Raw genomic sequence first — 14,321 nt, 5'->3', positions numbered from 1 at the left:
TAATCCCTCTTCCTTGTTTAAAGTTTCCAATAGCTTAATCATTAAGTACACGAAAATTAATATCTTATATTTTATATTTTGTCAGAGACTCCTCAAACCAAATGTGATATTTATCACATTCAATGAAGAAATATCCTCTCATTGTGAAGTTTGTCACACAATATTTAAAATTAGAATGATTTTAAACTGTAATAATTAAGGTACATATTTAAGTAGGTTACATATTCGGATTTAAAAATACATGAATCGACATAAATCGCAACCTATATTTAGAGTGATTTATGCCATTGATTTTTTGTCATTTACTAGCGAAAATACACTAATATAGACTTCGAGTTATGCACTCAAAGTCGTAGATTAGCTTATCGTATACTACTGGAGGTTTTTTAGATGGGTTTAGCTAAGAAAATAACATTAAAATTAATTGCTCTTCTCTTGGTGGTAGGTATCTCAATCAGTATATTTGCATATCAAATAACCTATCGACAAGTTGATGAGGCGCTCGGAATTGAAACGGTTGGTTGTGCGAACATCACTTCTGGACTTGTTAATCCGCAGGATATATTAGCACTTGCTCAAGGTGACACAAGCATACTTAGTAACGTTGAGACGAATATAGACTGGATTATACATAAGAAACCTCTATTTAAAGAAGCATTCATTCTATCTCTAGACGGCAAGATTCTAGCTGCAGACAATAATCTAAAGAAGAGGGGATACCAAGCAGGGGACACCTTCTATTTCAATAAAGTAGATCAAGAAATGATAAACAGTATGAAACATTCCTTATCTTCGAAAGTGTATACATATGATGAGATCACATTAAAAACTGGGTACGGACCTATTTATAAAGACCATGATTCCAACAAAGAAATTGTAGGTTTGCTTGCAATTAACGTCGATGCCTCACTCATCCATAAAAGAACAGTCGAAACCCTTCTTATACCTTTTATTGTAGGTGCTATCTTATTTACCCTCGCTGCACTTTCTGTATTTATCATCATCCGTAGAGCAGTGAGTCCCCTATCCGCCCTATCTACGATCGTAAGCCGTATAGCCGATGGAGACTTAACACTGGAGCCTTTACAGTTTAAGAGCAAGGACGAAGTAGGACAATTAACAATTGACATCAATACGATGACAACTAATCTTCAGAATCTAATTCGAGAAGTTAGCGTCGCCTCTCTTCACGTTGCCTCATCGTCTGAGGAATTATCCGCGAGTTCTAAGCAGACGGGAATAGCCGGACAACAAACCGTCATCATCATTGAAGACATGGCTAATGGAGCTGAGAAACAGTTAGAAAGCTTAGAAATAAGTTCCAAAAAGATCGCGGAAATGTCAACTTTCATTTCAAATATCTCCGAAAGTACAGATCAAGCACGTCTTTCAGCTGCAGATAACTTACAAAGAGCTCGCGCAGGAAGAATATCCATGAACAAGACCGTTGATCAGATGAACCACATGAATGAGAGCATTCAAGAACTATCCTTTACAATTCAAAGCTTAAAGGATCATTCGCAAGAGATCAGTCTTATGCTTGATGTCATGACAGGTATGGCAGCAGAGACGAATTTATTAGCTTTGAATGCGGCTATTGAAGCAGCTCGAGCAGGGGAACATGGCAGAGGTTTCGCCGTGGTAGCAAGTTCGGTAAGGAAATTGTCTGAAAGTTCGTCTCAATCAGCGAAAGAGATTTCGGAAGTTGTGAAGAAGACCCTATCACTCATGGAGACCGCTAGTAACAATATGCTCGATACAGCCGCACAAGTAACCGAAGAATCTAAGCGAATCTCTGCGGTAGGGCAATCGTTCGAACAAATTGAGGCTTCTGCCGCCATGATTACAGAGCAAAATGAATATGTATCTACAGCAGTCCATCAGTTGTCCGAAAGCGCAAATGTTATTGTTGGAACAGCTCATATTCTCGTAAAGGTAGCCCAGCAGACATTAGATGGAGTACAAAGTGTATCTGCTGCCTCAGAGCAACAGCTAGCTTCCATGGAAGAAATCGATTCTTCCGCATCCTTCCTTTCCGTCATGTCTGAGAAACTCCATGTCCTCATTGAACGATTCAAAATATAAATGATAATATGAAAAAACAGAAGAAACAGCCAATTGAGAGATCAATCAGCCGTTTCTTCTGTTTTTGAAAGATTGAAAGGTATCAAGTCTTAAGATTCACGTTCCACAAAGTACTTGTTCGTCATATACCAAGCCTCACCTTTGTCGGTAGGAACCTTCCCTTTCTTCTTATCCATGAATACAATCTCTTTACACTTCGAACAAAACCACTTCGTTGTATAATATTGCGAATATGTTGTATACGTTGTTCCACATTTACAGTCAACCTTAAAGAATACAAGATTCTCTTCATAGGCTTGTGAAAGTTCATCATTCTTCTCTTGGTCACCTGCTGATATTGGCCTTATCATCTCAACATAGTTAGAGAATCGATTCTGCACTTTGAAGTCCGCGACAAGCTCAGGATTAAGACCGAAAAACTCTTTACCAATAGCAGTAATGAATTTGGTATTCGATCTATAACTCTCTAACCATTCTTGAATTTGTTTATTAGATAAAGGAACTGTACCCTTAATACCACTGTTCAAGGTATATGTCATGATTGATAAATTCTCGTTGTCTTCATAATACATTAATGTGGAACCTCCTTAATGATAACTTTTATAATGTACTACTTCTGCAACAGATAATCAAAAGGATGAATTAGGTAATAGATTTCATCCAAGATCAACATACCCTCTACCTATGATATTATTCTATCCCATGAGGTTCGAAAGGCTCGTCTCCAGCTAACAATATTCGCAATAATAAGGAGTGTCATATAGATGTAGACCCCATAACTTACAAGGGTACTTAAGAAATGGAATCCTACGAATAAAGCCATAATAACCATCAGGACAAATAGTAGCAACCCTTCTCCTTTTCCCGAGACCTGATAGGGCTCCGAGAAAGGTAATGCCTTCCTTAATATTCGGAATGTGAGCACGGTGTAAATACATATGCTCAATAGATACACAATGACATCAGGAATAATCCTTAATCCAAAAACAATGATAAATATGACGCTGACTAATAGAATTAGCGGTAGAAACAACCTGACTAAGGCAGCTTTGAGACTACCTTTAAATATAGCAGCTAAATCTCGAACCGGCATGACCTTGTATATCCACGCCCCTTTATAGTTGTCCGAGAATTTCAACATAATCAGTACCTGTGGAATAAATAGAGCTGCAGCATACATAAGTAAATAACTTTTACTAGAAGATATCTTGTCCCATTCTTGAGACTGCAAAAAATTAAATAGAAATATAAACGGAAATACAATAGATAGACCTAAAGATGGATACACCTTCAACTTGAAATTTCGGTCATTACCTATCATATCTGAGGTAAACCGATAGAACATTCTCTCTTCCTGTGTAGAACACAGAAATCTTGATATTCCTGTCCCTTTAGGTCTCCCTCTCTTTCTCCTTCCACTATTATCGTTAAGTTTCTGCAGATTCCTTTCAAATGAGGGCATACACTTAACGTATATCAATATGGATACTAGAGGTACTAGCACAGCCAGAAGAGCAAAAATGAGAAAGACCCTGTTACGGTCACCATGAATGAATAGTTCAAAGGGAGCTGCGAACCATACGGGGACAATAAAATACTGCCACCACTTCCCATCAAATACATAATTTAAGTCTACAATATTAAATAATCGTGAAATGAATTGATACCCGATCGTCATAACCAACATTAGGCCAATCTGCACATAATTAATTATATCCTTCAACTTCTCTCCGTCAAAAAACTGAAGGACAACGAGATATAATAGAGCCGTTAATACTACAACCAAGATATCTATGAATACTAGTTCGAAGAGGAAAATTATTGAAAAAATGATGCCATGACGGATGGTACCACCAATAAGTGGCGCAATAGAAAGTGCCGCTGTAATGAAGAAAAGATAAATACTAATATGTATGATCTTGGCGGCATGAATGGTTCTTGCATCCACGGGTTTCGAGTTCAGTATCGTCTTATCTCGAATGTCTAAGAGAACCGATGAGAAGTCGGATATTAACGAGGTCAGCGCCATGAAGATCACAATCCCGAATACGAGGCTCATTTGAAATATGAAGTTGTCATTCAACATAACAATAGGTGCAAGGGCTAACGTACCCAATACGAGATACAGCCACATGGATCGCAAAAATTTATTCTGGTCATCCTTCTTCGGGTCCTGAGCCGATCCTGAATTCCCAATAATAGTGGGTACTCTTCTGCCATCCATCGTCAACTTGACTTGAAGGATTCTTCTCATGATCACATAATTAATTCCGAATTTCTCAAAAAGAAGACGAAACCGATCCAACACCTTCAATGTTCTGAATTCATTCATCGACTACACCTCTTGAACAATAGAGACAATCCGTTCAGCTACATCTTTGTGATCGTGTGATCCAGTGAGTTGATTGAATACTTGCTCCAGTGATCCTTCCTTGGATTGTTGCTGCAGTTCATGAAAGCTACCATCTGCTATGATCTTTCCGCCATCTAGTAAAATAATTCGATTACTGATCTTCTCTACCACATCCATGATGTGCGATGAATAGAAGATGGTCTTGCCTTGAGCGGCTAAACAAGCTAGTAATTCCTTCACAACCATGACACTATTAGCATCTAGTCCGCTGAGAGGTTCATCTAAGAATAGAATCTCAGGATTATGTATTAGGCTCGAGATCAACAGTACCTTCTGCTTCATTCCTTTGGAAAAGGAGGAAATTCGTGACCAGTACATTTGGTCCAATTCGAAGCTTGTCATTAATTGAAATGCTTTCTGGTCCGCTTGGGTATATTCCAACCCATATAACTGTCCAATAAACGTCAAATATTCTTGTGCTGTGAGGCTTTCATAAATATCAGCGACCTCAGGTACATATCCGATCTTCCTCTTATATTCAACGTCTCCATCTGAGATATCTCTTCCTAGAATCTTTACTTCGCCCTTGTATTCACCTATGAGTCCGAGCAATACCTTTACTGTGGTGCTTTTCCCCGCTCCGTTTGGACCGATATATCCGATAATCTGCCCTTTAAAGACATCTAGGTTAATACTACATAGAATCGGTTTATCGCCATAATTCAAGACCAAATCACGGATGGATATAATGGGTTCTCCTATATATTGCAACTTCATTTGCCCCTCTCTAATAATATCCATTTATTAGTATAACATTACTATACATGTTATAAATATCATTTTTAACTCATATATTAGAAAAATTCAATATTTTTTTCCTTTAACGATTAAAGTAGATACTACGGATTCCACTTTCACTCATCGACGCTTCCTCCCTATCCTACAGTTCCAAAATACACGTTTAATATAACTTACAACCCATTAATTGTATATCGTTTAAACGATGGATCATCAAAATACCTGATTCAACTTCCATCAGGTATTTCAAGGTGTTTTGACTTGTCGAAGAAGCCATGAAGAATCCGATACTATTTTTTCTTTTTCAAGAGACGAATCGGTGCCTTTAACCTTTTATACCTCATTACTTTTCGAAACACAGATTTATCAGCAAGTTTCCTAAAGATATAGGGATCCGGGTTCGTATTCACCTCAATGATCCATGGCTTCATGGTTACATCAAGCCCAACATCAACACCGACTTGCCGATAATCCGGATATTTCTGCTTAAGCTGTTTCGCGATCGTGACACCCAGTTTACTCATTTTTCCTATTAAGAATTTCTGTTCATTCAAAGATAGATGAGAAGTTAACAATTTCTCGATGTTCACAAGTTGACCACCACTATGATAGTTCGTTACTATTTTTCCAGGGTGAGCTACTCTACCTATAATGCCTGTCGTCTCCCAATTCCCCTTGGGGTTCAGTTGAACCATCACTCGAATGTCAAATCTACGTTTCTGATATTTCAATAAATGAATACCCATTTGTACCAAATAACTTCTCTTCTTCGTAACCTTCGTTAGCGCTTGATAAAAGGATTGATAATCTTTAAACATTCTCTTCTTCATTTCAATCTGATATTGATATTTATTGGGTCCTTGTTTCAATAGCTCCGCACGTATAACCCCATTACCATACGTACCTCGTTCAGGCTTAATATAGACCATCCCATATCTAGCTAACATTGACGATAGGTTTCCACTCGTTAATCTTTGTGTCATTGGAATGAATTGGCGTATCTCGCCGTGACTTAGCAATGCATTTGTTTTGAGCCATTTACTTGATACTGTTCTCATTCGCTTTCCCTTCATATCCAACCTCTCTTTCCATGAATGAATTGAATTACAGCGATCAAGACAACTTTAACCCCAAAATCAATACATTCTATTCATTCCCGTGCTTCTTTGTATAGACCATACGACCATACCTTTTCCAAAGAGATAGCATATCTTAGAGAAACAAAAAAGTTGTTCCTGACAGATTGGAGGAAAGCAATGCACATTCTTATCGTTGCACCGGAGCAAATACCCGTTCCAGGTAGCGGATCTGTGGAAATATGTATTCTGGCAATAGCTAAACAACTTGCGACCAAACATAAAGTCACCATTATCAGCAGACGGGCCCGTTCTTTACCACATGAGAGTCAGATCGGGAGCATCACTATTGTTCGAGTAGCTTCAGGGAAAGCATCAACTTATATCTCTTCCGTTCTTAGATATATGAAAGGGAGATCTTATGACTTTATTCAAGTTGATAATCGCCCTTATTATATGGCTTTAATTAAACAAGCGTTCCCTCATACACCTGTCTCCTTATTCCTTCACTCCTTAACGTTTGTTCCTCATAAACCAAAAATCTCAAGATATTTAAGAAAGGCAGATCTTATTATCGCTAATAGCCATTCGCTACAGCAAAAACTATCCTCTCTATTTCCTCATGCAGCAAAGAATATTCGTACAGTTGAGTTAGGTGTTGCTGTATCCCGATTCCGCCCATCTACATCAGTTGAGAAAAGAACCAGTAGAAAAAACTATAGGCTTGGTAATGCTTTTACCATTCTATTTGTAGGGAGAGTCATTCCACAAAAGGGCGTACACATACTGATTCGAGCCTCACATCTTGTACGGAAACACATACCTGTACACCTCGTAGTAGTAGGTAGAGCAAGGCCCTCCTACTTGAGGCAGCTTAAGCGACAGGCTCAAACCTTAGGCGTACCTATTACGTTTATAGGGAAGATACCCCATGCTAAGATTCATAAGATATACCACATCGCTGACTGCTTCGTCTGTCCCTCTCAGAAACATGAAGCCTTCGGCCTAGTTAATATAGAAGCTATGGCCTCAGGGGTTCCTGTTATCGCATCCCGAAATGGAGGAATACAGGAGATCGTAAACCATGGGCACAATGGTTACCTTGTGAATCAATACCGCAGACCGGAAGGGTTCGCAGTCCATCTGCTTAAATTAGCTCAGAACAGAAGTCTCAGAGAAAACATGGCGGAAAATGGCCGCTCTGACGTACTGCAACACTTCACATGGAATCAGACGGCAACGAAGCTATCCGCTCTCTATAGCATTGAACAATAAAGAACGACACCACAACTAAGAGGCGCCGTTCTTTATGAAGTTCTATCAACATAGGTAATATTGGCTTGAGGATATTCAGACTTCAGCCCTTTAGCAACCCCATTGCCAGTGACGTGATTAGGCAAACAAGCAAAAGGCTGAATACATACGATATTATCCGTACCACCTTCGATCAGTTCCATCATTTCTGCTGTAAGAAACCAACCCTCTTCCGGATATAACAAACCGCCTTTCTTCAAAAAAAACTGCCGAGATCATGATCTCGGCAGTTGATAGGTTATAATCCCTTATTAGAAAAAGCGTCTTCTTGGCGTAGCCAATAGAACTATCGCAAGTAAATCGAAAAGGACTAAAGGAAGAATGAAAGGTGCAAATGAAGTGTGAACCTTCGCATTACTCTTAACGGAAGAAACCTTCAGGTATATTCTCTTAGGACTGACTCTAATGATTTCTCCGTAAAAGGTACTTCCATACTTTGTTTTGACCTTTACGAACTTATTTAGGTGCTTTCTAGCAGTTCTGTAATGGGATTTAGTTGACATAAATGATGTCCCTCCCTTCCACTCCAATATATGAGAGGGAAGGAAGGGACGTGTGGGCGTTACTTATTTAATTGCTGCACCAATTTCGTTGATCATCTCAACCATGGATACAAGTCCGCCACCGGATAGGTACCAGTAGTTAGGATCAAGATAGACGATGTGCCCTTCTTTGAAAGCCTTCGTATTCTTCACTAAATCGTTCTCAATAGTATCCTTAGCAGAAGCTGTTTCTGTACCTTTGGTTGCAACAGCACTGTCACGATCTACTACAAATAGATAGTCGGGATTCTTCTCTGCCACGAACTCAGAAGTGACACTTTGTCCGTGAGTAGACACTTCAATCTTAGGATCTGCTGGTGTAAAGCCTAATACATCATGAATGATTCCAAATCTTGAGCCAGCACCATATGCGCTTAGTTTGCCCTCATTAGCAAGTACGATAAGTCCATTCTTGCCACTTGCTGTTGCTTTATCATGAATTTCTTTAATCGATGCATCAATCTTAGCTAACTCTTCGTCAATCTGTGATTGTTTATCAAAGATTTGACCTAATGTATTCATATTTTCTTTGAAAGACTCTACTAATTTCGTGTTGTCTACGCCTAAGAAAATCGTTGGAGCGATCTTATTCAACTCTTCATAAGCATCCTGTTGTCTTCCAGAAATAATGATAAGGTCAGGATCAAGCGCATTGATTTTCTCAAAATCAGGCTCTTTCAAGCTTCCTACGTTAGCGTATTTCTTATCTTCAAATTTGGAAAGGTATGGAGGAATGTTAGCTTGTGGTACACCACTCACTTCAACACCTAATTTATCAAGTGAATCCAACACGCCGTAGTCAAACACAACAACTTTCTTAGGGTTCGTCTGTACTTTAGCTTCACCAAGTTTATGTTTGATCGTCAATTCTTTGCTCTCTGCTGGTGCTGCTGTATTGGTCTTATTCCCTGCTGGTTCAGTTGTTTCTGTCTTAGCATCTTTGGTATTATTATTGCCGCATGCAGCCATTACTACAGCCATCATTACAGTCATTATGATCATGAGTACACTTTTCTTCAATTCAATCACTCCTAGCTTGTATTTGTAATGCTATTAAAATCATTGATGAGTCGGATACTCCACACTGGCGCCTTTACATATGGAGTATGCGCACATCATAATTTCCCAAATTAGAGTTCAAACATTTAAGCGAAATACACACATATCTTATTGTCATTGATGTTCTCAATATGAATATCCATGCCATACACATCCTGGAGAACGGTACGATCGATAATATCCTGTGTAGCACCTTCTTTGACAATTCGTCCATCCTTAAGGGCAACGATATAATCTGAATAGACAGAAGCAAAATTAATATCATGGATGACGATAATGACCGTTTTGCCCAGTTCATCAACCATCCGTCTTAGCACCTTCATAATCTGTACGGAGTGCTTCATATCTAGATTATTAAGCGGTTCATCCAGCAATATATAATCTGTGTTCTGGGCAATGACCATGGCAATATAAGCGCGTTGGTTCTGTCCACCACTTAATTGATCTAAGTATTTGTCTTGAATATCCTCAAGATCCATGTACGCAATCGCATCATTCACATGCTTCCAATCTTCGGCAGTTAACCTACCTTGGGAATATGGAAATCTCCCGAAGCTCACCAGTTCTTTAATGGTCAATCGGATATTTATGTGGTTCGACTGTTTCAGAATGGAGATTTGCTTAGCCAGATCGTTACTCTTAGCTTTGCTAATGTCCTGTCCCTCAATGAAAATCTCACCTTGATCCTTCGTTGTGAGACGACTGATCATCGAGAGAAGTGTACTTTTCCCTGCACCGTTAGGCCCGATAAAGGAAGTAATAGTCCCCTTGGAAATCTGAAGTGAAACTTGATCGACGACATGTTTATCTGCATATTTTTTAGAAACATTCCTTACCTCTATCACGACTTATTCTCCTTTAACAGAAGATATATAAAGTACGCTCCCCCAATAAAGTTAATAATGACACTTAACGTGGTGGAGAATGTAAATACCTTCTCAACAATGAACTGTCCTCCGATTAATGCGATGATGCTGATTAGAATAGAACCTAAGATTAAGTATTTGTGTTGATATGTTTTGAGAAATTGATGAGCCACATTGGCAACTAGAAGCCCTAAGAAGGTAATCGGACCTACTAAAGCCGTTGCTATCGACATCAGAATGGCTACGACAACGAGCAATCTTTTGACAACATAGTCGTAATTCACACCTAGATTAACAGCCTGATCTCTTCCCAAGGAAATGACATCCAGATACTTAATGAATTTCATGAAATATAGCGTTACACCAATGATCCCAATGATTGAGATCATTAATAAATCTGTATTCACATTGTTAAAGCTCGCAAACATTTTGTCTTGCAACATCAAGAATTCATTAGGATCAATGAGTACCTCCATAAATGAAGATACACTTCCAAAAAATGTCCCTAATATCATCCCTATTAACAACAGAAAGTAGATGTTACTCTGGCCTTCTTTTCGGAAAAGAATCTTGTAAAATACGCCCGAGAACCCGACCATTAATGCAACAGAAATCAAGAAGTTAATATTACGATCCGACGATGTTAAGTTTGTAGATCCAAAAGCATAAATGATAAAAGTCTGAAACAACATGTATAAGGAATCCAAACCTAGAATGCTAGGTGTCAAAATACGATTGTTCGTAATGGTCTGGAACACAACCGTCGAGAAGGCAATCGCGCTACCTGTAAGAACCATAGCCAGAATCTTCTTACCTCTTCTTGGAAGGACATAATCCCAGTGACCACCTGCATCATACAAAAGGAACAAAGCAATAAGTGCTATCACAATTACGAATAAAATACTAAACTTAACCTTCATTATTCATATGCCTTTCTTCTAATAAGTAAGTAGATAAAGATTCCGCTTCCGATAACGCCAACGGTGAGACCAATCGGTATTTCGTAAGGAAATATAATAAGTCGCCCTAAGATGTCACAGAATAGGAGGAACACAGCTCCTAATAACGCGGTATGTGAAAGACTCTTCTTTAAATTATCTCCTTGATAGATCGTCACAATATTCGGAACAATCAGCCCCAAGAAGGGAATCATTCCAACCGTTAGTATAACGATAGAGGACACTGCGGCTACAATAACAAGCCCGATATTTACGACTTGCTTATAATTCAATCCTAGGTTCTTCGCGAACTCTTCACCCATACCAGCAATCGTGAACCGATTGGCAAATAGGTAAGCTATAATGACGAGCGGAATGCTGATATATAACATTTCATATCGGCCCTTCAAGATCACTGAGAAATCTCCCTGTAACCATGATGCCATATTCTGAATGAGATCATTCTTGTAGGCAAAAAATGTCGTGATCGAGCCAACTACATTCCCAAACATAATCCCTACCAGCGGAATAAAGATGGCATCCTTATATTTCACCTTGTCTAGAATCTTCATAAAGATAAAGGTTCCTATAAGTGCAAAGATAAAAGCAATTAACATTTTCTGTAGCGACGTTGCATTCGAGAACACCATCATAGCGACAAGAATTCCGAACCTTGCTGAATCCATCGTTCCAGCTGTCGTTGGCGACACGAACTTATTACGGGTCAACTGCTGCATGATTAAACCGACAATACTCATACTCATACCCGCTATAATAATGCTGATTAGACGAGGAACTCGACTAATCACTAATGTTTGCCATTGTTGATCTGTTAGGCGGAAGATATCCATTGGAGAGATATCTTTAACTCCGATGAAGATTGAAATAAATGAAAAAATAACAAGTGTAATGAGCAAATATCTCTTTTTCATATTTCTTACCTTACTCTTCCTGAAATATAGGTTTAATGAATATTTATCAAGAATGATATTCATTATCAATTAGCAATAAATTTAATTATACTGTCTTACTAGGGATTGTCAATTGAAAACCCTAAAATCTTTATTATTTTTATAGAGTTATGTCTATTACTTTACATCTTATTTGGGATAAACTGGTATAGTATAATAGGTGGATCGTCCCCGTTCCCCAACAATCGCTTCTAACAACTCATTAATGAGATTGGAGTGTCTTTATGTTCAATATAAATCAAACAACGAATAAAGATCAAAGAAGACAATATTTCGCGCTGAGAATTAACGTATTCTTTTTCAGTACATTTATCATATTTTGCGTCATTATTGTAAGGTTAGCTATCCTGCAATTCGTAGAAGGAGCCACCTTAACTGAGAAAGAATCGAATGGATTATTAAAAACCGTAGCTCTTTCTCCTATAAGAGGAACCATTTATGATGACACGCATACCAAGCTAGCTTATTCTACCCCTATTCAATCTCTTTTCATTACATTGATGCAAGATTATAGCTTGGCAAAGGAAGAAATCTTACTCAAGAAGAAAAAACCGCTTGTCCGGCCTGTTGCTTTTCAATTAGCAGAAAAAATCGAGAAGGCATTGAACACACTAGATCCAAACGGGGAGAAATTAACCCAACAGAATATCATTGATGCGATGGACCTGGAATTCCTGAAGGGTCCCGGATATCAGCCTCGACGGATTAAGACTGACCTTAACCTCGCTGAAATCGCTTATTTCTCTGAGAATAAGACAGCCTTTCCCGGCATTGAAATTGAAATTGTAGAAGAGAGCACTCGCCATTATAACCCAGAGACGATAGCCGTCCAGACGGTAGGATATATTAAATATTTTAAAAGTTCAAAGGAAATTTACAGTAAAATAGATGCGTTTCAGAAAGTCAAAGACACCCAAAAGAACCCTGGATTAACCTATACAGAAGATGAAATTGTCGGATATGACGGTATTGAGTTCGCCTTTCAAGATGAGCTCAGAGGACAGAACGGATATAAAGAAATTTCAGTTACACCACAGAATATGCCCCTAGCTGTCGAACAAGTTGTTCCCCCGGAAAAAGGTCATGACATCTATTTAACCATTAACAAAAACGTGCAACTGAAAACAGAGCAAGCCATCACAGATCAGTTGAATTGGCTTCACACAAATACGGTCTCTGGAAAGACTCATCCAAATGCCATTACGGGCTATGCAGTAGCCATGGAAGTAGATACGGGAAAAGTAATTGCGATGGCAAGTATGCCGGATTATAACACGAACGTATGGAAATCATCAGGAAGCAAGAACATCTCAACCGAAGATTTTAAACAGATTAAAAACAATTACCAGAACGGTACGATCACTCCGTATAGTTCAGGCAGATCAGTCAACGGTCTAGAATCAGTCTTATTACTCGGTTCTACAATTAAGCCACTTAGCGTGTTGATCGGGTTAGAAGAGGGTCTATTCAGAACGACAGATCATTATTTTGATCGCGGAGTAACCTACATCGGTAAAGAAGGTTCGGAGACACCGATTAGAAATTCCTCAGGCCATGTCCTTCGCTCCCTTGATCCTGCTAAGGCGATAACGGACTCATCCAATGTCTTTATGGTGGATATGGTGGGTAAGAAGCTCAATTCCAAATATCCAGGAGAAGAAGGGATTGGGAAATGGGATGAATATATGAAGAAATTCGGACTCGGTGTTAACACGGGAGTAGATCTACCCAAGGAATACCGAGGCACACTTGAATACAATGACGTAGAACAAGCAGGAAGTAATCTGGCAGCCTTAGCCTATGCTTCCTTCGGTCAACAAGGCAAATATACGACCCTACAGTTAGCTCAGTATACGGCTATGTTAGCCAATCAAGGTAAACGACTGAAACCGCAGCTAGTCAATGAAATTAAAAGACAAGATGGAACAACGCTCAGGAAATTCGGACCGGAAATATTAAATGAAATCAAGTTAGATAAGAGCTACTGGCGCGAAATCACACAAGGGATGAATACGAAGGTAAGTGCCTTTGAAGGATTTCCATACGACTTCGCAAGAAAGACAGGTACTTCTGAGCAAGATGCAAAAGGAAAAATGAGAGATAACGGGATATTTATTGCCTATGCCCCACGTGACAATCCTAAGCTCGCTATCGCGGTTGTCGTGCCCGAGGGTGGGTTCGGAGCTCAAAGCGCTGCTCCTATCGCCCGTAAGATCTTTGACGCATACGATCAAGAGTATGGGCTTGATGGGAATCCCAAGAAGTATATTCCTATCGCAGAGAGCACTTCTTTATCTGTACGTTAATAAAAAAGCATAC

General features: G+C 39.0%; 12 protein-coding genes and 1 pseudogene. 3 read left to right on the top strand and 10 right to left on the bottom strand.

The window, feature by feature from the left end; all coding sequences use genetic code 11:
• Positions 1-390 precede the first annotated feature (390 nt).
• Positions 391-2,085 carry a methyl-accepting chemotaxis protein gene (locus tag PGLA_RS10090; protein ID WP_068532172.1) on the top strand — a complete coding sequence of 565 codons (1,695 nt, stop codon included), beginning with the start codon at positions 391-393 and terminating at the stop codon, positions 2,083-2,085.
• Between the two features lie 89 nt (positions 2,086-2,174).
• On the opposite strand, the gene PGLA_RS10085 is transcribed toward PGLA_RS10090, so the two are convergent.
• From PGLA_RS10085 to PGLA_RS10070, 4 genes are all read right to left on the bottom strand, one after another.
• Positions 2,175-2,657, bottom strand: coding sequence for a hypothetical protein (locus PGLA_RS10085; RefSeq protein ID WP_068532170.1), 483 nt, complete (start codon positions 2,655-2,657; stop codon positions 2,175-2,177).
• A 110-nt stretch (positions 2,658-2,767) separates the two neighbouring features.
• Positions 2,768-4,417 carry an ABC-2 family transporter permease gene (locus PGLA_RS10080; RefSeq protein WP_068532167.1) on the bottom strand — a complete coding sequence of 550 codons (1,650 nt, stop codon included), beginning with the start codon at positions 4,415-4,417 and terminating at the stop codon, positions 2,768-2,770.
• Positions 4,418-4,420: 3 nt separating this feature from the next.
• Positions 4,421-5,215 carry an ABC transporter ATP-binding protein gene (locus PGLA_RS10075; RefSeq protein ID WP_211269525.1) on the bottom strand — a complete coding sequence of 265 codons (795 nt, stop codon included), beginning with the start codon at positions 5,213-5,215 and terminating at the stop codon, positions 4,421-4,423.
• Between the two features lie 311 nt (positions 5,216-5,526).
• Positions 5,527-6,294, bottom strand: a complete 768-nt coding sequence (locus PGLA_RS10070) for a YheC/YheD family protein (protein ID WP_245699791.1) — start codon at positions 6,292-6,294, stop codon at positions 5,527-5,529.
• 198 nt (positions 6,295-6,492) lie between these two features.
• Here PGLA_RS10070 and PGLA_RS10065 point away from each other — a divergent pair, with 198 nt between their 5' ends.
• Entirely contained in the window at positions 6,493-7,587 is a 1,095-nt protein-coding gene (locus PGLA_RS10065) for a glycosyltransferase family 4 protein (RefSeq protein ID WP_068532163.1), read from the top strand.
• Positions 7,588-7,631: 44 nt separating this feature from the next.
• Here the strand turns inward: PGLA_RS10065 and PGLA_RS10060 are convergent.
• From PGLA_RS10060 to PGLA_RS10035, 6 genes and pseudogenes are all read right to left on the bottom strand, one after another.
• Positions 7,632-7,796 (bottom strand): annotated as a pseudogene (locus tag PGLA_RS10060) (hypothetical protein); the annotation flags it as partial.
• A gap of 81 nt (positions 7,797-7,877) precedes the next feature.
• Positions 7,878-8,129, bottom strand: a complete 252-nt coding sequence (locus tag PGLA_RS10055) for a hypothetical protein (protein WP_068532161.1) — start codon at positions 8,127-8,129, stop codon at positions 7,878-7,880.
• A gap of 63 nt (positions 8,130-8,192) precedes the next feature.
• Positions 8,193-9,188 (bottom strand): siderophore ABC transporter substrate-binding protein, encoded by a 996-nt coding sequence (locus PGLA_RS10050; protein ID WP_068532160.1) that lies wholly within the window; start codon positions 9,186-9,188, stop codon positions 8,193-8,195.
• A 125-nt stretch (positions 9,189-9,313) separates the two neighbouring features.
• The gene (locus tag PGLA_RS10045) at positions 9,314-10,072 is read right to left on the bottom strand and encodes an iron ABC transporter ATP-binding protein (RefSeq protein ID WP_068532158.1); all 759 of its coding nucleotides are present in this window, start codon (positions 10,070-10,072) and stop codon (positions 9,314-9,316) included.
• A complete protein-coding gene (locus PGLA_RS10040; RefSeq protein WP_068532156.1) occupies positions 10,069-11,013 on the bottom strand; it encodes an iron chelate uptake ABC transporter family permease subunit in 945 nt (314 codons plus the stop codon). Before PGLA_RS10040 ends, PGLA_RS10045 begins: the two co-directional genes overlap by 4 nt.
• On the bottom strand, positions 11,013-11,963 hold the full coding sequence (locus tag PGLA_RS10035) for an ABC transporter permease (RefSeq protein WP_068532154.1): 951 nt from the start codon (positions 11,961-11,963) through the stop codon (positions 11,013-11,015). Before PGLA_RS10035 ends, PGLA_RS10040 begins: the two co-directional genes overlap by 1 nt.
• Positions 11,964-12,226: 263 nt before the next feature.
• On the opposite strand from PGLA_RS10035, the gene PGLA_RS10030 reads away from it, so the two are divergent.
• Entirely contained in the window at positions 12,227-14,308 is a 2,082-nt protein-coding gene (locus PGLA_RS10030) for a peptidoglycan D,D-transpeptidase FtsI family protein (RefSeq protein ID WP_068532153.1), read from the top strand.
• Positions 14,309-14,321 lie beyond the last annotated feature (13 nt).

Origin of the sequence: Paenibacillus glacialis, assembly GCF_001637205.1 — a bacterium.
In the GTDB taxonomy this organism is placed as follows: domain Bacteria; phylum Bacillota; class Bacilli; order Paenibacillales; family Paenibacillaceae; genus Paenibacillus_AQ; species Paenibacillus_AQ glacialis.
This window is presented reverse-complemented; position numbering and strand designations above follow the sequence as displayed.